At 58.6% G+C, this 20719-nt stretch carries 22 protein-coding genes; 7 read left to right on the forward strand and 15 right to left on the reverse strand.

Features of this window, described 5'->3' with window-relative positions; translation table 11 throughout:
• The 7 genes from BK662_RS35070 to BK662_RS34495 form a co-directional block, all read right to left on the reverse strand.
• Nucleotides 1-210: hypothetical protein (locus BK662_RS35070; protein WP_221179123.1), on the reverse strand; the 210-nt coding region annotated here is incomplete at its 3' end.
• A gap of 271 nt (nt 211-481) precedes the next feature.
• Complete coding sequence (gene msrQ / locus BK662_RS34520) at nt 482-1102, reverse strand: protein-methionine-sulfoxide reductase heme-binding subunit MsrQ (RefSeq protein ID WP_123361253.1); 621 nt, start codon at nt 1100-1102, stop codon at nt 482-484.
• Entirely contained in the window at nt 1102-2115 is a 1014-nt protein-coding gene (gene msrP, locus BK662_RS34515) for a protein-methionine-sulfoxide reductase catalytic subunit MsrP (protein ID WP_123361254.1), read from the reverse strand. Before msrP ends, msrQ begins: the two co-directional genes overlap by 1 nt.
• Nucleotides 2116-2178: 63 nt before the next feature.
• Nucleotides 2179-3036, reverse strand: a complete 858-nt coding sequence (gene pssA / locus BK662_RS34510) for a CDP-diacylglycerol--serine O-phosphatidyltransferase (protein ID WP_008006914.1) — start codon at nt 3034-3036, stop codon at nt 2179-2181.
• Nucleotides 3037-3182: 146 nt separating this feature from the next.
• A complete protein-coding gene (gene ilvC, locus BK662_RS34505; RefSeq protein WP_007948647.1) occupies nt 3183-4199 on the reverse strand; it encodes a ketol-acid reductoisomerase in 1017 nt (338 codons plus the stop codon).
• A gap of 48 nt (nt 4200-4247) precedes the next feature.
• A complete protein-coding gene (gene ilvN / locus BK662_RS34500) occupies nt 4248-4739 on the reverse strand; it encodes an acetolactate synthase small subunit (RefSeq protein WP_003176102.1) in 492 nt (163 codons plus the stop codon).
• A 2-nt stretch (nt 4740-4741) separates the two neighbouring features.
• Nucleotides 4742-6466: an acetolactate synthase 3 large subunit gene (locus tag BK662_RS34495; RefSeq protein ID WP_123361275.1), complete on the reverse strand. Its 1725-nt coding sequence runs from the start codon at nt 6464-6466 to the stop codon at nt 4742-4744.
• Between the two features lie 401 nt (nt 6467-6867).
• Between BK662_RS34495 and BK662_RS34490 the strand changes: the two genes are divergently transcribed.
• Complete coding sequence (locus tag BK662_RS34490; RefSeq protein ID WP_123361255.1) at nt 6868-7290, forward strand: DUF4124 domain-containing protein; 423 nt, start codon at nt 6868-6870, stop codon at nt 7288-7290.
• 125 nt (nt 7291-7415) lie between these two features.
• Here the strand turns inward: BK662_RS34490 and BK662_RS34485 are convergent, their stop codons facing one another.
• Genes BK662_RS34485 through mrcB form a run of 3 tightly spaced genes read right to left on the reverse strand, consistent with a single transcriptional unit; the run spans nt 7416 to nt 10826 of the window.
• Nucleotides 7416-7751, reverse strand: coding sequence for a YqcC family protein (locus tag BK662_RS34485; RefSeq protein ID WP_123361256.1), 336 nt, complete (start codon nt 7749-7751; stop codon nt 7416-7418).
• Complete coding sequence (locus BK662_RS34480; RefSeq protein ID WP_123361257.1) at nt 7751-8485, reverse strand: tetratricopeptide repeat protein; 735 nt, start codon at nt 8483-8485, stop codon at nt 7751-7753. Before BK662_RS34480 ends, BK662_RS34485 begins: the two co-directional genes overlap by 1 nt.
• 16 nt (nt 8486-8501) lie before the next feature.
• Entirely contained in the window at nt 8502-10826 is a 2325-nt protein-coding gene (mrcB, locus tag BK662_RS34475) for a penicillin-binding protein 1B (RefSeq protein ID WP_123361258.1), read from the reverse strand.
• Between the two features lie 118 nt (nt 10827-10944).
• On the opposite strand from mrcB, the gene BK662_RS34470 reads away from it, so the two are divergent.
• The 3 genes from BK662_RS34470 (at nt 10945) to BK662_RS34460 (ending at nt 13450) form a co-directional block, all read left to right on the forward strand.
• On the forward strand, nt 10945-12501 hold the full coding sequence (locus tag BK662_RS34470; protein ID WP_123361259.1) for a bifunctional aminoglycoside phosphotransferase/ATP-binding protein: 1557 nt from the start codon (nt 10945-10947) through the stop codon (nt 12499-12501).
• A gap of 91 nt (nt 12502-12592) precedes the next feature.
• Nucleotides 12593-12937 carry a pentapeptide repeat-containing protein gene (locus BK662_RS34465; protein ID WP_123361260.1) on the forward strand — a complete coding sequence of 115 codons (345 nt, stop codon included), beginning with the start codon at nt 12593-12595 and terminating at the stop codon, nt 12935-12937.
• A 240-nt stretch (nt 12938-13177) separates the two neighbouring features.
• Nucleotides 13178-13450 carry a TfoX/Sxy family protein gene (locus BK662_RS34460; RefSeq protein ID WP_007902045.1) on the forward strand — a complete coding sequence of 91 codons (273 nt, stop codon included), beginning with the start codon at nt 13178-13180 and terminating at the stop codon, nt 13448-13450.
• A gap of 265 nt (nt 13451-13715) precedes the next feature.
• Here BK662_RS34460 and BK662_RS34455 read toward each other — a convergent pair whose 3' ends face one another.
• Genes BK662_RS34455 through BK662_RS34445 form a run of 3 tightly spaced genes read right to left on the reverse strand, consistent with a single transcriptional unit; the run spans nt 13716 to nt 16354 of the window.
• Complete coding sequence (locus BK662_RS34455) at nt 13716-14582, reverse strand: ChaN family lipoprotein (RefSeq protein ID WP_123361261.1); 867 nt, start codon at nt 14580-14582, stop codon at nt 13716-13718.
• 21 nt (nt 14583-14603) lie between these two features.
• Entirely contained in the window at nt 14604-15371 is a 768-nt protein-coding gene (locus BK662_RS34450; RefSeq protein ID WP_123361262.1) for a heme ABC transporter ATP-binding protein, read from the reverse strand.
• The gene (locus BK662_RS34445) at nt 15371-16354 is read right to left on the reverse strand and encodes a FecCD family ABC transporter permease (RefSeq protein ID WP_185047228.1); all 984 of its coding nucleotides are present in this window, start codon (nt 16352-16354) and stop codon (nt 15371-15373) included. The genes BK662_RS34450 and BK662_RS34445 overlap by 1 nt, the downstream gene beginning before the upstream one ends.
• A 278-nt stretch (nt 16355-16632) precedes the next feature.
• On the opposite strand from BK662_RS34445, the gene BK662_RS34440 reads away from it, so the two are divergent.
• Complete coding sequence (locus BK662_RS34440; protein WP_123361264.1) at nt 16633-16950, forward strand: Rieske (2Fe-2S) protein; 318 nt, start codon at nt 16633-16635, stop codon at nt 16948-16950.
• On the opposite strand, the gene sfsA is transcribed toward BK662_RS34440, so the two are convergent.
• Both sfsA and BK662_RS34430 read right to left on the reverse strand, forming a co-directional pair.
• Nucleotides 16947-17660, reverse strand: a complete 714-nt coding sequence (gene sfsA, locus BK662_RS34435; RefSeq protein ID WP_123361265.1) for a DNA/RNA nuclease SfsA — start codon at nt 17658-17660, stop codon at nt 16947-16949. The two genes, BK662_RS34440 and sfsA, sit on opposite strands and share 4 nt — an antisense overlap.
• Nucleotides 17660-18832 (reverse strand): pyridoxal phosphate-dependent aminotransferase, encoded by a 1173-nt coding sequence (locus BK662_RS34430; protein WP_052967680.1) that lies wholly within the window; start codon nt 18830-18832, stop codon nt 17660-17662. Before BK662_RS34430 ends, sfsA begins: the two co-directional genes overlap by 1 nt.
• A gap of 333 nt (nt 18833-19165) precedes the next feature.
• Between BK662_RS34430 and dksA the strand changes: the two genes are divergently transcribed.
• Both dksA and gluQRS read left to right on the forward strand, forming a co-directional pair.
• Nucleotides 19166-19609 carry an RNA polymerase-binding protein DksA gene (gene dksA / locus BK662_RS34425; RefSeq protein WP_030130357.1) on the forward strand — a complete coding sequence of 148 codons (444 nt, stop codon included), beginning with the start codon at nt 19166-19168 and terminating at the stop codon, nt 19607-19609.
• A 204-nt stretch (nt 19610-19813) separates the two neighbouring features.
• A complete protein-coding gene (gluQRS, locus tag BK662_RS34420) occupies nt 19814-20710 on the forward strand; it encodes a tRNA glutamyl-Q(34) synthetase GluQRS (RefSeq protein WP_123361266.1) in 897 nt (298 codons plus the stop codon).
• Nucleotides 20711-20719 lie beyond the last annotated feature (9 nt).

Genomic DNA, 20719 nt, shown 5'->3' on the forward strand with positions numbered 1-20719 from the left:
TTTCTCGCGGAGTAACTTGTGATGCTGATAATCTTGTTGACTATCAGTCTGACTCCACAAGCACCCACACGAATTGCTTGATTCAGTTGTTAAAGAGCGGTTGGTTAAGATCTTTCGTCTCAACCGAGGCGCGCATTCTACAGCAGCCTCTGTTGCTGTCAAGCGGTTATTTTCAGAAGTTTTCAAAGTTTCCTTTGCAACTTCAACCACTTGCGCTTCCGATCTCTCGTTAGCGGGAGGCGAATTCTACAGCGTTACTCGCTGCTGTCAACACCTCTTTTTCTCCGCTTTCGACCGAGAAGATCGAACCGTCAATAAGGCGAAAACACACTGCCTTACCAACTCCTTCTGGCCTCGATGAACTGAAGCGTAACCGCTGTCGAAAACCGCATAACTCTTTGTTTACCAAGGAGTTTTCCGTTTCGACTGCGCCGGAAGTGGGGCGAATTATAGACTTCCAGAATCTGCCGTCAACCTCTAATTACGCTTTTCTTGCAGAAGGTGCCTTTCTGGCCATTAAACGTGGAATCCGGCGGGTTACAGGCGGCAATCTCAACACCAATAACAACGCACCTATAGAAGCATAGATCGCCCACTCCTTCAGATCGGCACGAACGATCCACAACATATGCAGCAATCCGAGCCCGAGAACCACATAGACCAACCGATGCAACTTCTTCCAGCGGGAACCCAAACGCCGCTGACTGTAGCGATTGGAGGTAACCGCCAATGCCAACAAACAGAGAAACCCCAGGACCCCGACAATAATGTACGGCCGCTTGCGCAACTCGATACCCAGCTGCGACCAATCAAAGCCAAGGATGAACGCTGTGTAACCGCTCAAGTGCAGAACCACATAAGCGAAGCACCACAACCCCAACTGCCGCCGTACCGCTATCCACCCCGGCCAACCGGTGAGCTTTTGCAAAGGTGTCATGCTCAATGTAATGAGCAGCATGACAAGCGTACCCAGCCCTAGACGATCAACCAGCACCTTGCCCGGATCTGGCCCCAACACATCCCCCAAGGCCTGATACAACCAAAGCAGCGGCCAAATCGCTGCAGCGATGAAGACGCCAATACGCCAGAACGGATATCGCATCAGTAATTCTTCCGCAGATCGAGCCCTGTATATAGAGAAGCGACTTCATCCGAGTAGCCGTTGAACATTTGCGTGTCCCGCACATTGGGCTTGAACAGTCCGCTCGGCAAACGCCTTTCCCGCGCCTGGGTCCAACGCGGGTGATCGACTGTCGGGTTCACGTTCGCATAAAAGCCATACTCATCCGAGGCGATACTCTGCCAGGTCGTTTTCGGCTGCTCGCTGACCAGGGTGATCCGCACGATGGATTTAATGCTCTTGAAGCCGTACTTCCAAGGCACAACCAGTCGCAGCGGCGCACCGTTCTGATTCGGCAACTCACGCCCGTACATGCCCACAGCAAGAATCGCCAACGGATTCATCGCCTCATCCAGACGCAGCCCTTCTACATAAGGCCAGTCGATCAAGGCAAAGCCGGAACGCTGCCCGGGCATACTCTTGGGATCCTGCAAGGTTTCGAAGCGAATGAACCTGGCGTTGGAAGTCGGCTCGACTTCCTTGAGCAAAGCCGAAACAGGAAACCCGATCCACGGAATGACCATCGACCAGGCTTCCACACAGCGAAGACGATAGATGCGCTCTTCCAGCTGATAAGGCTTCATGAAATCTTCCAGGGCATACCGCCCCGGCTTACCCACCTCCCCGTCCACCACCACGCTCCAGGGTTGGGTTTTCAGTGCACCAGCGTTGGCCGCGGGATCACCTTTATCGGTACCGAACTCATAGAAGTTGTTGTAGTGGGTCGCATCCTTGAAAGGTGTGATCGCCTCGTCTTTGACGTTGACCGCCCCCCATTGGGTAGAAGGAAGCTTTTCGGCAAACCAGGACGGTGCCTTGCCAGGCTCGACATCAGCATAACGCGCAACATCGTCGGCACTCGCCCAGCGCGGCAGACTGCTCACCGCCAAACCGGCGACGGCGGCACCTAATACACTGCGACGAGAAAAGTAGAGGGATTCAGGCGTGACGTCTGACTCATGACAGTCAGACGCTTTGGGGACTTTGATCAGCATGACAACTCCGCAGCTTTGGAGGACAGATGCACCCATAGACTGCGGAGTATGAGGGAAATTACATCACTCGGCTTTTTTGTGCCGACGAAGGCGCAGAAGGTACTGCACCGGCCCGGAAGCCGCATAGGCAAGGAAAACCAGCAGCAGGATGCGTGGCGGATCACTGAACACAACGGCGAATACCAATACCACTGCGAGGATCGCGACAAAAGGAACGCGCCCTTTCAAGTCCAGCTCCTTGAAGCTGTTGTACTTGATGTTACTGACCATCAGCATGCCAGCGGCGGCAACCATCAGTGCAACCAGGAACGACATCTTGGAACCCTGAATGCCGTAGTCGCTGAATGCCCAGACAATGCCCGCGACCACACCGGCGGCGGCCGGGCTGGCCAGACCGATGAAGTAACGTTTGTCTGCGGTGCCGACCTGAGTGTTGAAACGAGCCAGACGCAATGCCGCCCCCGCCACATAGATGAAGGCGACCATCCAGCCGACCTTGCCCATGTCACCCAGGGCCCAACCGAATGCCAGCAATGCCGGCGCCACACCAAAGGCAACCATGTCCGACAGCGAGTCATACTCGGCACCGAAAGCGCTTTGGGTATTGGTCATACGGGCAACGCGACCGTCGAGGCCATCGAGTACCATGGCGACGAAAATCGCGATCGCGGCAAACGCAAAATATTTGCTCGCGCCGATAGCATCACCGGCACTCAAGGCACTCTGGGCGCTCATCGAGTTGATGATGGAATAGAACCCTGCGAAGAGGTTCGCAGTGGTGAACAGATTCGGCAGAAGATAGATACCACGATGCCGGACTTTACGACCTTCAGCGTCATGCCCTTCTTCGATGTGCTCATCGATGGGCAGAAGGCTTTCGGCGTCAGAAGCCTGCTTTGGCTCTTCGGGACGTTCGCTCATGGACATTTACCTTGCAACGGGGTGGAAAGTTTCGACAGGTGTCTGGGACGAGGGTTCGGCCGCAAACAATGCAGCTTTATACCAGAACCGGCGGATCCAAACGAAAAAACGCGGCCTAGGCCGCGTTTTCCGTACAAGCTCGGGACTTAGTTCTTGGCTTTGTCGACGATCTTGTTGGCACCGATCCAAGGCATCATGGAGCGCAGTTGCTCACCGATGATTTCGATACCGTGAGCGGCGTTGTTACGACGCTTGGCGGTCATCGAAGGATAGCCGGTGGCGCCTTCGCTGATGAACATCTTGGCGTATTCGCCGTCCTGAATACGTTTCAGGGCGTTGCGCATGGCCTGACGGGATTCGGCGTTGATCACTTCCGGGCCGGTCACGTACTCGCCGTACTCGGCGTTGTTGGAGATCGAGTAGTTCATGTTGGCGATACCGCCTTCGTACATGAGGTCAACGATCAACTTCAGTTCGTGCAGGCATTCGAAGTAGGCCATTTCCGGCGCGTAGCCAGCTTCAACCAGGGTTTCGAAACCGGCTTTTACCAACTCAACGGTACCGCCGCACAGAACGGCTTGTTCGCCGAACAGGTCGGTTTCGGTCTCGTCCTTGAAGGTGGTTTCGATGATGCCGGTACGACCGCCACCAACGCCAGCGGCGTAGGACAGTGCAACGTTTTTGGCGTTGCCCGAAGCATCCTGGTAGATAGCGATCAGGTCAGGGATACCGCCGCCTTTGACGAACTCGGAACGCACGGTGTGGCCCGGAGCTTTCGGCGCGATCATGATCACGTCGAGGTCAGCACGTGGCACAACCTGGTTGTAGTGAATCGCGAAACCGTGGGAGAAGGCCAGGGTGGCGCCTTTCTTGATGTTCGGCTCGATTTCGTTCTTGTACAGGGCAGACTGAAACTCGTCCGGGGTCAGGATCATGACCAGGTCGGCAGCCGCTACGGCGGAAGCAACGTCAGTCACCTTCAGGCCGTGGGCTTCGGCTTTGGCAACGGTGGCCGAACCTTTACGCAGACCAACAGTAACGTCAACGCCGGAGTCTTTCAGGTTGCACGCTTGAGCGTGGCCCTGGGAACCGTAACCGATGATGGCAACTTTCTTGCCCTGGATGATCGACAGGTCGCAGTCTTTTTCGTAATAAACTTTCATGAAATTCCCCTCTATATCCTGGCCGTTCAGGCCATTCGCTAATTTGGTTTAGATGCTCAGTACTTTGTCGCCGCGGGCAATCCCGGTGACGCCACTGCGTACGGTTTCCAGAATCGAGGCAGTGCCGATCGATTGAATGAAGCTGTCGAGCTTGTCGCTGGTACCGGTCAATTGAACGGTATACACGCTAGCGCTGACATCAACGATCTGCCCACGATAAATATCGGTGGTGCGCTTGATCTCGGCGCGCTGGGCGCCGGTGGCCTTGACCTTGACCAGCATCAGTTCGCGCTCGATGTGAGCACTCTCCGACAGGTCGACCAGTTTTACCACTTCGATCAGCTTGTTCAGGTTCTTGGTGATCTGTTCGATGACCTCATCATGGCCGACAGTGGTCAGCGTCAGACGCGACAGAGTCGGGTCTTCGGTGGGTGCCACGGTCAGGCTTTCGATGTTGTAGTTGCGCTGCGAGAACAGGCCGACTACACGAGACAGAGCGCCCGGTTCGTTTTCCAGAAGCAAGGAAATAATGTGTCGCATGATTAAGTACGCTCCGTCTTGCTCAGCCACATATCGCGCATGGAGCCGTCTTTGATCTGCATCGGGTAGACGTGCTCGCTGGTGTCGACCGAAATATCGATAACCACCAGGCGATCTTTCATGGCGAACGCCTCTTCCATCTTCGACTTCAAATCTTTCGATTCGGTGATGCGCACACCAACGTGACCATAGGCCTCGGCCAGCTTGACGAAGTCAGGCAACGATTCCATGTAGGAGTGCGAGTGGCGGCTGCCATAACTCATGTCCTGCCACTGGCGAACCATACCCAGCACACCGTTGTTCAGAATGACGATCTTCACCGGCAAACCGTATTGCAGGCAGGTCGACAGTTCCTGAATGTTCATCTGGATGCTGCCCTCGCCCGTTACGCAGGCGACGTCTTCATCCGGGAAGCTCAGCTTGATGCCCATGGCCGCCGGAAAACCGAAGCCCATGGTGCCCAGGCCACCGGAGTTGATCCAGCGGTTTGGCTTGTTGAACGTGTAGTACTGCGCGGCGAACATTTGGTGCTGGCCCACGTCGGAGGTCACAAAGGCGTCGCCCTTGGTCACTTCGCACAGGGTTTCGATTACGGTCTGCGGCTTGATCACGCTGCCGTCGCCCTTGTCATAAGGGAACAGGCCGCGGTCACCGCGCCACTCATCGACTTGCTTCCACCAGCTGGCAACGGACTCCTTGTTCGGGGTCTCGCCGATTTCCTTGAGGATCGCGACCATTTCGGTCAGGACACTCTCGACCGGACCGACGATAGGCACGTCTGCCTTGATGGTCTTGGAGATCGAAGCCGGGTCGATGTCGATGTGAATGATCTTGGCATTCGGACAGAACTTGGCCGGGCCGTTGATCACGCGGTCATCGAAGCGCGCGCCGACTGCAAGGATCACATCGGCATGGTGCATCGCCAGGTTGGCGGTGTAGCTGCCGTGCATGCCGAGCATGCCAATGAACTGACGGTCGGTGCCAGGGTAGGCACCCAAACCCATCAGGGTATTGGTCACTGGCAGGTTGAGCATCTTCGCCAGTTCGGTCAGCGGCGCGGAGCCACCACCGAGAATCACGCCGCCGCCTGCATAAAGCACAGGACGCTTGGCCGCCAGGAGCATTTCAGCTGCCTTGCGGATTTGCCCGGAGTGACCGCGAACGGCCGGGCTGTAGGAACGCAGCTTGGCTTTTTTCGGGAAGATGTATTCGAACTTCTCGGCCGGGTTGGTCATGTCTTTCGGGATATCGACAACGACCGGACCAGGACGACCGGATTGCGCCAGGTAGAACGCTTTCTTCATGACTTCCGGGATTTCCGACGCATGCTTGATCATGAAGCTGTGCTTCACGATCGGCCGGGAGATACCGATCATGTCGGTTTCCTGGAATGCATCGGTGCCTACCATGGTGCTAGGCACCTGGCCGGAAATGACCACCATCGGAATGGAGTCCATGTAGGCAGTGGCAATACCGGTGATGGCGTTGGTTGCGCCCGGGCCGGAGGTTACCAGTACCACACCGGCTTTACCGGTGGCACGGGCATAGCCGTCGGCCATATGGGTCGCAGCCTGCTCGTGACGAACCAGGATGTGAGTCACTTCCGGTTCTTTGAACAAGGCATCATAGACATGAAGAAGAGCACCACCCGGGTACCCGTAGATATATTTGACGCCTTCGTCACGCAAAAAGCGGACGAGCATCTCACCGCCAGATAAAAGCTCCACGTTGTTCACCTCTAAAACGCCAGAATACCGCCCACATTCAAAGAGGACGGGTCTTAATAGGTTTACTTCTCGGCAGAGCATGAGCGACGGTGGTCGCCGACTACGTCAGCACTGACTGAGCAAGTATTGGGATCGTCCCAAGTGTTGCGGGCCTTTCCCACCCAGCGCGAGGTAACGCGTTGCGGGTGTAACAGGTCGGCGCGGATGTGCGCCTCATGATCTACCGAGTGGGTCTGCTTCTGGCAGTCCCTCTACAGCGGACTTTGGATTCTTCTGTTTCGCCCATCGCAAGTCAAGCCGTCAATGTGCTTTATTCGAACTAAGCGCATGAGAACGCAAGAAAAAACCTTTAAACCGCAACTGTGTTAGCTTCGATTGCGCACCCATGACAAGGAAATGGCATGCGAACGTTCTTCTTCACCGCCGGCTTGCTGATCAGCCTGAGCCCTTTGTGCATGGCGGGTCAGATCTATAAATGGGTCGATGCCCAGGGCGTTACCCATTTCGATGCGCAACCGCCCCCAGGCCAGGAGCCCACCCTCGTGGTGACGCCCGCCCCGCCCGTCGGCAAACCAAGTACGCCAACGCGCAGCAACGTCATAGGCGATCAACGGGCCATCGACAACAAAGTGAAAAAGCAGGTCGCCGAGCAGCAAGCCCAGCTAAAGGTATTCTGCGAACAGGCCCGTACGAACCTGGCTCAACTGCAGAATAATCCGCGACTACGGGAGGATGTCGACGGTGAGACGCGCCGCCTTACCGACCAACAACGTCAGGAGCGCATCACCGAAGCACAGAAACAGATTGCGAAAAACTGCATGTAGGTACCTGTAGGAGCTGTCGAGTGCAACGAGGCTGCGATCTTTTGACGTTGCTTTTAAAAACAAAATCAAAAGATCGCAGCCTCGTTTCACTCGACAACTCCTACGGCTCCTACAACGGAGCGGAGTTAGCGAGAGGCGGTGATCAACAGGTCGAACTCTTTGAGCAAGACCTGAAGCTGCCGATCCTTGCCCTGGACGTTACGGGCGGCGAAGACCATTTCGGCCATCTCCTGGATCCCCGATGCGTTGGGCAGCGGCAGATCCTGTTCAAGGATAGTCTTCATCCGCGGCAGGAAAATCCATTGCAGCCATTGCTCGAAATCCAGCGTATCCACCGAAAACGGCTCGACGCTGGATAGCGCCTCAGCGGACGGCGCGACTTCGTCCCACCAGCCCTGGACACGCAGTTCGCGTTCGATCAACAGCAACTGCTCGGCAATCTTCGGGAAGCGTGCATCCATCACAGCGAAACCTTGGCCTTCTGACGCGCCAACGCTGCACCGGCGGAGTCACCCTGCTTCTCACGAGCCTGGGCAATCAATTCCCACAGGCTGGCCTGAAGGGCCGGACGACCACTGGCGAACGTCAAACCACGACGAGCGAATTGCTCGGCCTGTGCCGCATCACCTTGAGCCATGCGCACCTGGGCCAGGCGATAAAGCACTTGCGGCTCACGCGGCGCGACACGCTGGGCGCGCTCGAGACTGGAGGATGCGCCATTAAGGTCGCCGCTGGCCTGTTGCTGCTGGGCAGTGGTCAACAACGCCAGGACTGGACCGTCCAACTGCTCATCGGCAGACAGCCCGCCGGAGCTCGCCGAAGGAATCCCGCTCGGCGTCGATGGCATGCTGTAGCTGCCCTGGTTGATCGGTGCCGACTGGACCGGCGAGGTATCGATCGGCCCCGGAGTGATCGGGCCAGGGGTAATCGGCGAAGTGCTGATCGGGGCCGAGGAAACCGCGCCACCACCCGGCACCATCACCACAACGCCAGTGTCGCCTTGCGGGATTGCCTGAGTCTGGCCTTGCACAGGACGTTTTACCGTCGTCTGACGGTAACCGCCATTTGTCTGTATCCGTTCACTGTTCGAAACGGCGCTGCCGGAATCCACAACCGGAATCGAACCGCGCTGTACGGTGGAGCAACCGCTGAGCAAAGCCACGGCGGTAACCGCTGGAATCAACCACTTGTTCACTTGAAACCCTCTTTGCTTAATTCATCCAGCCCTTGACCCAATCCATCACCGATTCGCCGGAAGCTGGACTTTCGCCACCGCAAGCAGCACCGGGAGGCGGTTCGCTGCCGCGAATATACGGCATCTGCACCGCGCCTGGGCAGCTGCCTTCAGAACCTTGCCCGGTGCGCGAATCGACCCAGGCCTGAACAATGTTGTCCGGCTGCGGCATGTCCAGCGGCAGCGGATCGGCCTTGCGCATGAAACTGGTCCAGACCTGCAACGCACCGGTGGCACCGGTGAACGGCGTCTTGCCGTTATCATCGCGCCCCAGCCAGACCACTGCCAGCAGATCCTGACTGAAACCGGCGAACCAGCTGTCCCGCGAATCGTTACTGGTACCGGTCTTGCCGGCCAGGGTCAGGGTTTTCGGCAACACGTTATAAACCGAACTACCGGTGCCTTCACGCATGACTCGTTGCATGGCGCTCTGGATCAGGTAAATGGACGCTGGATCGAATTGCTGCTGAATCTGGAACGGATAACGCTTGAGCGGTTCGCCCTCGGCGGTCAGCACGCTGCGAATCCCGCGCATCGGCGTATTGAATCCGCCGTTGGCCAGTGTCTGGTACATGGTCGCCACTTCGATCGGGGTCAAGCCACCGGCACCCAGCAACATCGACGGGAACGCCGCGAACTCGCGACTCACCCCCAGACGCGCCAGGGTCTTCAGGACATTCGGTACACCCACCGCCAACCCGAGACGCGCGGTCGACAGGTTGTAGGAATGTGCCAACCCTTGATAAAGGAACACCGTACCGTGGGAACGACGATCATAGTTCTGCGGTTTCCAGACCTGACCGTCCGCGCCTTTGACCGAGAAGGATTCGTCTGACAGCCAACTGGTCAGCGTGTACTGGCTCGGCTTCTCAAGCGCTGTCAGATAAACCGCCGGTTTGATCAACGACCCGATCGGTCGTACCGCATCCAGCGCCCGGTTGAAGCCGGCAAAACTCGCCTGACGACTGCCGATCATGGCCTGGACTTCTCCGGTTTCCGGATTGGTCACGACCATCGCAGCCTCAACCTCATCGGCCCCTTTGCGCCCGGACAGACGCTTGAAGGTGTCGTTGACCGACGCTTCGGCTTTCATCTGCAGGATCGGGTCGAAACTGGTGAAGATCCGCAGACCTTCTTCGGTCAAGTCTTCGTCGCGATAGTCTTCGCGCAACTGACGTTTAACCAGGTCGAGGAAGCCCGGGAACGAGCTGTCGGCCAACTTGCCGCGAGTGGTCACACCCAGTGGCATTTTCTTCGCCGCCTCAACCTGCTCGGCGGTGGCAACGCCTTGCTCACCCAGAACATCGAGCACCAGATTGCGCCGCTCCAGCGCCCGCTCAGGGTTGCGACGCGGGTTGTAATAGGACGGCCCCTTGACCATGCCCACCAACAAAGCGACTTGATGCAGTTTCAGTTCGGACAATGGCTGCCCGAAGAAGAATTGGCTGGCCAGACCGAAACCATGCACCGCGCGCTGACCATCCTGGCCGACGAACACTTCATTGAGGTAAGCCTCAAGAATTTCGCGCTTGTCGTAATGCAGCTCAAGCAACAACGCCATCATGGCTTCGGTGAGCTTACGGGTCAGGCTGCGTTCGCTGGTGAGGTAGAAGTTCTTGACCAACTGTTGCGTCAGCGTACTGCCGCCCTGGGTCATCTTGCCGCCCGAGGTGTTGACGTAGATGGCTCGGGCAATCGACTTCGGCGATACACCCCAGTGGCTGTAGAAGTCCCGGTCTTCTACGGCAACTAGGGTTTCGAGCAGATACGGCGGAACCTGATCGATCTTGATCAGGATGCGGTCTTCAAGGTTTTTCGGGTAAATCCCGCCGATCAGCAGCGGTTCCAGTCGCACCACAGAAAGCTTCGAACCGTTGGTCGCCGAGAGCTCGGCCACGTAATCGCCGGAGAAGCGCACACGCACGGGCTGGGCCTGCTCCATGCCTTCATAGAACTGGAAGCCTCGGGTATTCAAGTCGACGGTATTGCCATTGACCGCCGCCGCGCCGGGGCCGTTGCTGACGGCTTCGCGTCGGTAACCCAAGGCATCGAGCTCGGTGAGGAAGTCTTCCTTGCTCAGCTTTTGGCCAGTGAACAGTTCAAGCGGGCGCGCGTACACCTTGGCCGGGATGGTCCAGCGCTTGCCGGAGAACTTCTCCTGGACCACAGCGTCGAGGTAAACCGCGAACCCGGCAAGCACCACAAGGCCGACCAGGCTGAGTTTAAGGGCCCAGCCCAGCCAGGGGCGCAGGCCCTTGGAAGGTGGTTTTTTGGGGGTGCGGGGGGATCGAGTACGAGTCATGGCGGCGGATTATACGCACTTTATTCATCCTCAACAGAAGCCCGCTGAGGTTTGCGTCGGGCGGACTTGCGGCCATAATGACGGCCTTGAATTTTCCCCAGACTCTGAAGGATCGCCTGTGAGCCAGTCCCTGATCGCTGCCCTGCAAAACCCGGCCCTCTACCCGCATCCCGTAGAAGGGTTTCAGGTCATCGAAACCCATATTTCCTGGGTGCTGCTCACCGGCCCCTATGCTTATAAAGTGAAGAAGCCAGTGAATTTCGGCTTCCTCGACTTCACCAGCCTCCAGGCTCGCGAGCATTTCTGCGCTGAAGAGCTGCGCCTGAACCAGCGCCTGACCCATGATTTGTATCTTGAAGTGTTGCCGATCACTGGTAGCGCCGAGGCGCCACAACTGGGTGGCGATGGTCCGGTTGTCGATTACGCCCTGAAAATGCGTCAATTCCCACAAAGCCAATTGCTCAGCACCTTGCAAGCCAACGGTGAATTGACCACCACGCACATCGACGAGATGGCCGCGCAGATCGCTCAATTCCACCTCAGCGCGCCGAAAGTACCTGCCGAACATGAAGCTGGCACACCGGACAGCGTCATGGCGCCGGTACGGCAGAACTTCGAACAGATCCGCCCGTTCCTCAGCGACAAGGCCGATCTGCTGCAACTCGAGGCGCTGCAAGCCTGGGCCGAAAGCAGCTTCGAACGCCTCAAGCCGCTGTTCGCCCAGCGCAAGGCCGACGGTTTCATTCGTGAATGCCACGGTGACATTCACTTGGGCAACGCCACCGTCATCGACGGCAACGTGGTGATCTTCGACTGCATCGAGTTCAACGAACCGTTCCGCTTCACCGACGTTTACGCCGATACCGGCTTCCTGGCCATGGACCTGGAAGACCGTGGCCTGAAGTGCCTGGCGCGCCGTTTCATCAGCCAATACCTGGAACTGACCGGCGACTATCAGGGCCTTGAGCTGCTGAACTTCTACAAAGCCTACCGCGCACTGGTTCGCGCCAAGGTCAGCCTGTTCAGCATGCCCGCCGAGGCCGATCCGGTGCAGCGCGCCACCACCCTGCGTCAGTACCGCAACTACGCCAACCTAGCGGAAAGCTATAGCACCATTCCTTTGCGCTTCCTGGCGATTACTCATGGTGTTTCCGCTGTCGGCAAGAGTCACGTGGCCATGCGCCTGGTGGAAGCGCTGGGCGCCATTCGCTTGCGTTCCGATGTCGAACGCAAGCGTATGTTCGGCGAGCAAACCGTACCGAATGACCCGCAGGCCGGCATCTATAGTGCTGACGCCAGCGCTGCCACCTACAGCCGTCTGCATGAAGTTGCCGGTGTGATTCTGCGGGCCGGTTTTCCGGTGGTGGTCGATGCCACGTACCTCAAGCGCGACCAACGCGATGGCGCGGCAAAAATCGCCGAAGCCACGGGCGCGCCGTTCCTGATCCTCGACTGCGACGCACCGCAAGCGGTGATCGAGAGCTGGTTGAAGCAACGTCAAGCAGACAATAACGATCCGTCCGACGCCAACCTGACCGTTATCGCCGCCCAGCAAGCCAGCCGCGAGGCCCTGACGCCAGCAGAAATCCTCTGCAGTAAACGCGTCCAGACCAATGAAAGCGGCACGCTCGATACCGTCGTTGCGCAGATTCGCCAACGTCTGCCAGGCCTGTAAGAAACTATTTCAACCGTGAAGCCTTTACCGGCTTCACGGCCGTCAAATAGTGGCACTATACTGGCGTCATAAAACCATCAGGTGATGCGACATGAGCCAGCCGAAACTTCTCGACACCCCGCTTTATGCCTTGCTGCACAAAGACGACATCACAGGCTTTAACAATGAACGCCCGAAAGATGGACCTATCGACATGGTCGGTGGCGACTTCCGTGGTCTCGATCTTCGTGAGCTGAACGCCGACGGTATTGACTTCACAGATGCCTATTTCCGCTCTGCCGACTTGCGCGGTATCGACTTTCGCAACTCGTCCCTGGAAGGTGCGAGCCTGGCTCACGCGCAGATCTCAGGCGCCTACTTTCCGCCTGAGCTGAGTGCCGATGAGATTCTGATGTCGATGAATTTCGGGACGCGACTGCGTTATCGCACCCACTGAAAGCGACGTTCTATCAAGTCCGGCGCCCCTGCTTTGCGCCGGACTCTGTACTTTTTTACCCTGAAACTCAATCCTCCGCCCGTCTTCCGACGGCACTCGCAGCCTTTTCACGCCGCTTCTTGAGCCCGCTTCTTAGAAGCTTTTGCGTCGAAACCGACCAAACAATCACGCTTTTCTTACTGATGGCTACACTGCTGAGAGGCTCGCCCACGCACCGTTCGGCTGTCGCAAGGAGGCTTGATGAATGATGAACTGCAACACCTGAAAAATCTTGGCAAGACGTCGGCGCAATGGCTGCATGCCGTGGGCATCCACAGTGCCTCGGACTTGCGTCGGCTGGGAGCTGTGGATGCTTATCGGGCTGTGCGCACGCGCGGTTTTCGGGCTTCCAAGGTGTTGTTGTATGCGATCGAAGGCGCATTGATGGATGTTCACTGGAACGACATTCCCGCCGAACGCAAGGAAGCCTTGAACAAACAGCTGGACGCTATCTCGTCACGCCACAAGATTTGAATAGGTAATTACGCTTACACACAGCCTGAAGACTAATGATTGCAGGGCCTTCACCAAGGGAACTGGTGAGATCCACAGAAATTAAAAATCAGCGGTTGACTTGGTAATGAGAATCGCTATGATTATCACAACTGGTCGCGAGACTGGTCGATATTCTGAAAAGCCCTTGGTTCGGACTCTCAGATTATCTCCTCATCAGGCTAATCACGGTTATTTGACCCGGCTCTTGCCGGGTCTTTTTTTGCCTGTGGAAACTTGCCAGGTTTTACTGCCCTGACTGCTTGCCGAACTGTTTACGCATTTGCGCGCAGTAATCCTGCGGTGGCGTGGCGGGCGTATACCAGACGTAATCGGCCATGACCGGCGTGACCTCAGCACCTTCCTCTGCCAGCATCAATACCGTTGGCGCTTCAGGTCCACCCAGATCCAGCACATGGATCGGCACCCCGACATCCTTGCGTGCGTGGTACGCGCCGGCAAACAGCAGTGAAGGCGTCGGTGCGGCCAGGAATCGCCCGGCCATCCGCCGATCACGCTGCTGCTGGACGGCCAGCATCGCGGGCATTTGCGATGTGGGCAGCAAGCCGCAGTGGGAATCGCTGATTTGTGCCAGCAACGCCTCCTTGACCATCGGGGCGTTGGAGCGCGAACCGCTCAATGTCGGCGGTTTGACATAGACAGCACGGACTTCAAGCGAATCCAGATTGGCCGCCAGCAACGGGTACGGCTGAGTCAGGGCAAAACCAACAATCGGCCCGTACAGATTCCAGTCCCAACCCGATTGCCAGGCCAATGCATTGGGCAAGTCAGCGGGTAGCGGTGAAGAGTGCCTGACGTGATCGACGCGCGCTTGCTGATCCGGCGTGAGCATTTCCAGCAGCAAACTGCCTTGGGGGCGCCGCTCACCCAGTGCCTGTAATAACCACAATTGCAGTTGATGGTGATCACGATTGTCATGCTGCTCGCCGACGATCAACCGCGAAGGCTTGGCTAACCGTGCAAGCAGTTCCTGCGCGGTCAGGGTTTGACCGCTGCGCAGGTCCCGGATCTCACCGCTGACGGGTGGCGGTACCACCGGCACATGCTGACAAGCACTCAGTAACAGCACAGCCAGGATCACCATCACACGCATGTTCTCACCTCGATGGAATGCTCAGCGGGCGATGATCAACGGATGCCCACGCTCCGGGTGCGGTTGCACCAGTACTTCCAGCCCGAACACGGCCTTGAGCGGTTCCGGACGCAATACCTGCTCCGGCGTATCCAGCGCCACGGGACGCCCACCTTCGAGCAGTAACAGACGATCACAATAGCGTGCCGCCAGGTTCAGATCATGCAGGATCACCAGCACCGCCGCACCACGATCGGCGAACTCGCGCACCGCTTGCAGCGTGGTGTGTTGATGCAGCGGGTCGAGCATCGATGTCGGTTCATCGAGCAATAGCGTTTGCCCCGCCGCCCCCGGCCAGAGCTGCGCCAGGACCCGTGCCAGATGCACCCGCTGACGCTCACCGCCAGACAGCGCCAGATAGCTGCGACCACTCAGGTGCCGCGCATCGGCCGCATGCAGCGCGGCGGCGACGATCTCGTCATCCCGGACCCGGCCGCTTTGATAAGGCAGACGGCCCATGCCGACCACTTCTTCGACGCGAAAGGCAAAGTCCAGGGTCGACACCTGCGGCAACACCGCCAATCGTTGGGCTCGCTGCGCCCCGGCCCAATGCCTCAGCTCGCGCTCATCGAGCCAGACACTGCCGTGGTCGGCATGCAATTCGCCGCATAGGGCGCCGAGCAAAGTGCTTTTGCCGGCACCGTTGGGGCCCAGCACGCCGAGGACTTCGCCCGGTTTGAGTTCAAGGGTGATGTCTGTGAGAACAATCTTTCGACCGCGCCGGATTTGCAGGTTCTGCGCTCGCAACATCAGGCGCGCCCTCTGAGCAGTAGATACAGAAAGAACGGTGCGCCGATGAAGGCCGTGACGATCCCGATCGGCAACTCGGCCGGCGCCAGGGCCAGTCGCGCCACCAGATCGGCAAACAGTAAGAGACTGGCCCCTGCCAATACCGACGCCGGCAACAGCACCCGATGATCGGGGCCGGCCAGCAACCGCACCAGATGCGGCACCACCAGTCCGACAAACCCGATCATCCCCGCCGCCGCGACTGCCGCGCCGACCCCCAGCGCCGTGCAAAACACCAATTCGCGCTTGAGGCTTTCGACGTCGATACCCAAATGACCAGCCTCCGACTCCCCCAGCAGCATTGCATTCAAGGCCTTGGCCCGACGCGGCAACCACAGCGCCACACCGGCGCTCACCAGCAGCAACGGCCAAAGTCGCGAATAACTGGCGCCGTTCAGGCTGCCCAGGTTCCAGAACATCAGGGTACGCAGGGTCGCGTCATCCGCCAGATAGGTGAATAGCCCGACCGCTGAACCGGCCAGGGCAGTCAATGCAATACCGGCCAGCAGCATGGTGGCGACGTTGGTCTGACCATTGCGCCGCCCGAGCCGATAAACCAGCGCCGTCACACCCAGCCCACCAATAAACGCGCACACCGACAACAGATAAGGGCCGAAGGATTCAGGCAGACCGCCGAACACCGAACCGCCGACAATTGCGATGGCTGCGCCCAATGCCGCGCCACTGGACACCCCCACCAACCCCGGATCGGCCAGAGGGTTGCGAAACAAGCCCTGCATCGCCACGCCGGACAGCGCCAGCACGCCGCCCACGGCCAAGCCCAGCAAGGTTCGCGGCAAGCGAATCTGCCCCAGGATCAGCTCGGCCTGCTCCAGCCCGTCGGGCGCGATTGGTAAACCAATCACTCGCAACGCCGCGCGCAACGTGTCGAACAACGGCAGACTCACCGGCCCCAACGCCAGCGACAACCAGATCGCCAGCAAACACAACAGGCTCAGGCCAATGAACAACGCACGGGGTTTAACCAGAAAGATCATTGGCCTGTCGTACCGGGGGGATAGAACGCACAGAACGCAGCAACGCGGGTACTCAGGCGCATAAACAGCTTCCTTTAAAGGTTTCCCGGGCATCGAGATGACAGGCCAAGTATCCTCGGCATCCGGCAGTCGCCCTGTGGGCGAGCGGCCATTTGATGATTGCTTGCATTTGAACGTCAAGCTCGGACATATCGGGTCACGAGCCGTGGGACTTGAGGATAGACATGAAGTTTCTTTGCGCGGGGGCCGAATTGGCCGATGCCAGCAGTCGCGGTTTCGACGTCGACGGCCAGAAGCTCCTGGCCGTGCGCCGGGGCGGTCGGGTGTATGTGTATGAAAATCGCTGCCCGCACCGGGGTGTCGGACTGGAATGGAAACCCGACCAGTTTCTCGACCCCAGCAACAGTCTGATCCAGTGCGCCACCCATGGCGCACTGTTTCTGATCGAAGACGGCGAATGCGTTGCCGGTCCTTGCGCCGGGCAATCCCTGACCACCATCCCCTGCCGCGAAGACGAGCAAGGCATCTGGGTCACGCTCTAACCGTTTAACAAAACATCCAGCCGCCGATCGACCACCATCTCTTCGTGGGTCAAATGCACGCCATACGCCAGCACTTCGACCCCACACGCCACCGCTTCGCGTAACGCCGCCGCGTAGGCCGAATCGATTTCTTCAGCAGGACGCACGGAGTCGATGCCGGTCAGGTTCACGCAATACAACTGCACGGCACGAATCCCGTCCCGGGCCAAATGCGCCAACTCGCGCAAATGCTTGGCTCCGCGCTGGGTCACCGCATCGGGAAACGCCGCCACCAACGAGCCATCGAAGCCCAGGGTGACGCTTTTGACTTCCACATACGCTGGCCCGCTCGGGTAATCGAGACGGAAATCGATACGGCTGCTTTCCTGACCGTAGGCCACTTCGCGCTTCAGCTCGGTAAAGCCGTTCAGCTCGGTGATGACATTGGCCCGCAACGCCTCCTCGATCAAACCGTTGGCGCGCCCGGTGTTTACGCAAAACAGCCGCCCCTGTGGGGTTTCCCCGACTTCCCAGGTGCCGGGCAGCTTACGCTTGGGGTCATTGGAACGGCTGAACCAGACCTGCCCGCCTTCGACTTGGCAATTAAGCATCGAACCGGTGTTAGGGCAGTGAATGGTCAGCAACTCGCCGCTAACGGTTTCAATATCGGCAAGAAAACGTTTGTAGCGACGAATCAAGCGACCTTCTTCGAGGGGAGGATGAAAACGCATCAGCCTTGCCAGCTCCGCAAACCACGAGCGATACGCTCAACCGCTTCCTGCAAGCGTGGAAGACTTTGGGTGTAGGCAAACCGCACATGATGCCCGGCCTGATAGCGCCCGAAGTCCAGGCCAGGCGTAATCGCAACGTGCTCGGTTTCGAGGAAATGCCGGCAGAACGCGAAGGCATCGCCGCCGAATTTGCTGATATCAGCGTACAAGTAGAACGCACCTTCCGGTTCTACAGCGATACCGAACCCCAACTCCCTCAAGGCCGGCAGCAGGAAATCACGACGTCGGCCGAACTCGGCGCGGCGCTCCTCGAAAATTTGGATGGTGGCGGGTTCGAAGCAAGCCAAGGCGGCGTGCTGGGCCATGCTCGGCGCGCTGATGTAGAGGTTTTGGGCGAGCTTCTCCAGCTCACCGACCGCCGCTTCTGGCGCTACCAGCCAACCGAGGCGCCAGCCAGTCATGCCGAAATACTTGGAAAAACTATTGAGGACGAAGGCGCTGTCATCGACTTCCAGCACACTGGCCGCATCCGTGCCGTAAGTCAGGCCATGGTAGATCTCGTCGACCACCAAATGGCCGTGGCGGGCCTTGATCGCTGCAGAGAGCCCGGCCAACTCGTCGCGGGTCAGGATGGTCCCGGTCGGGTTGGCCGGCGATGCCACCAGGGCGCCGACGCTGTCGTGATCCCAGTGACGTGCGACCAGGTCCGGAGTCAGCTGATAACGCACGTCCGGGCCGACCGGCACCAGTTGCGCCGCGCCTTCCACCAACCGCAGGAAGTGCCGGTTGCACGGGTAACCCGGGTCTGCCAGCAGCCAATGCTTGCCTGGGTCCACCAACAATGCACTGGCCAACAGCAACGCGCCTGAACCGCCGGGCGTGATGAGAATGCGTTGCGGATCGATGTTCAGCCCGTAACGCTGCTGATAAAACCCCGAAATGGCCTCGCGCAGCTCGGGAATGCCGCGGGCAGCGGTGTAACGGGTCTTCCCCGCCGTCAGCGCGGCTTGGCCGGCCTGGATGATCGGCTCGGCGGTGGTGAAGTCCGGCTCGCCGATTTCCAGGTGAATCACGTCGTGGCCGGCTGCTTGCAGCTCGTTGGCCCGCGCCAGCAGGGCCATAACGTGAAATGGTTCGATAGCGCGACTGCGCGCACTGTAGGACAGAGCCATTAGCCTTCCTTACAACGGGAAAAGAATCGATTCTACCCAAGCGCAGGAACGAGCGAGAACCTAAAGCGGTCAGAGCCCATATAACGCTGGTCTCAAACGGTTCAAGCGTATGCTCCAGGTTTGACTAAAATCAATAATTGATCAGGTCTCCAGAGCCACCAGGCAAGGCTTTGCAATCTTTTGCAAGCGCCACGGGCCGCGGGCTCGACATCCGGGAGTAGCGCGGTCCGATTTGATCTGGTAAGTTCGCCCGCTTGCAGCCGCAGGGCCGGCAGGTGTCGGTGATGGAGCAATCCTGCGCAATGGATTACAAGAGTAGAGGCGGTCCATTTCATGCCCACCCAAGCAAAGCAACAGCAGAACCAGTCGATCAGCGGCTTCGAACCCTACAAAGAAGTGAAGGGCGAAGAGTACATGGGCAAGCCCATGCGCGCTCACTTCACCAAGATCCTGAACAAGTGGAAACAGGACTTGATGCAGGAAGTCGACCGTACTGTTGATCACATGAAAGACGAAGCGGCCAACTTCCCTGACCCGGCAGATCGTGCCAGCCAGGAAGAAGAATTCAGCCTCGAATTGCGCGCCCGCGACCGCGAGCGCAAGCTGATCAAGAAAATCGACAAAACCCTGCAATTGATCGAAGACGAAGAATACGGCTGGTGCGAGTCCTGCGGCGTCGAAATCGGCGTCAAGCGACTGGAAGCCCGCCCTACCGCCGACATGTGCGTTGACTGCAAGACCCTGGCGGAAATCAAGGAAAAGCAAGTCGGCAAGTAATCTTTGCGACTTGAACGAAGAACGGAGCGTGCGAACGCTCCGTTTTTTGTTTCTGAATTTCGCCTCGGCAGAAAACCTGTGGGAGCTAGCCTGCTCGCGAATGCGGTGTGTCAGGCAACGCTAATGTTGGAGCTGATGACCCCTTCGCGAGCAGGCTCGCTCCCACAGGGACTTGCGCACGACCAGAGAAAGTAACATTCGTCCATGACTGCCACGACTTCCCCTCTCTACATCGGGCGTTTCGCTCCCACACCCAGCGGGCATCTGCATTTCGGTTCGCTGGTCGCAGCCTTGGCCTCCTATCTCGACGCCCGTTCGGTCGGCGGTCGCTGGCTGGTGCGCATGGAAGACCTTGATCCGCCACGGGAAGAACCCGGCGCTCAGGCGGCGATTCTCAAGGCCCTGGAAAGCTACGGCTTCGAGTGGGATGGCGACATGGTCCGACAGAGCGAGCGGCACGCGGCCTATGACGAAGTCATCAATCGCCTGTTCAATCAAGGCCTGGCCTACGCCTGCACCTGCTCGCGCAAGCAACTGGAGCCGTATCACGGCATCTATCCCGGGTTCTGCCGCAATGCGGGGCACGGCACCGAGAACGCCGCGATCCGCCTGCGTGTACCGGAGCTGGAATACCACTTCATCGACCGGGTGCAGGGCGAGTTCCGTCAACACCTGGGCCGGGAAGTCGGCGATTTCGTGATTCGTCGCCGCGACGGGCTCTACGCCTATCAATTGGCGGTGGTGCTGGACGACGCTTGGCAAGGCATCACCGATATCGTACGAGGCGCCGATTTGCTGGATTCCACGCCGCGCCAGCTCTATCTGCAAGAACTGCTGGGCCTGCCGCAACCACGCTACCTGCACATCCCGCTGATTACCCAGCCGGACGGCCACAAACTCGGCAAATCCTATCGCTCGCCGCCGCTGACCGAAGATCAGGCCACGCCGCTGTTGCTGCGCGCACTGCGGGCGCTGGGGCACCAACCTGCGATCGAACTGAATGACGCCACGCCACGGGAAGTGCTGAACTGGGGAATTGCCCACTGGGATGCATCGCTGATCCCGCGCACACTGACGTTGCCTGAAGCGCAACTGCAGTGATGCCACTTG

It is taken from the genome of Pseudomonas frederiksbergensis, from assembly GCF_003732275.1.
In the GTDB taxonomy this organism is placed as follows: domain Bacteria; phylum Pseudomonadota; class Gammaproteobacteria; order Pseudomonadales; family Pseudomonadaceae; genus Aquipseudomonas; species Aquipseudomonas frederiksbergensis_H.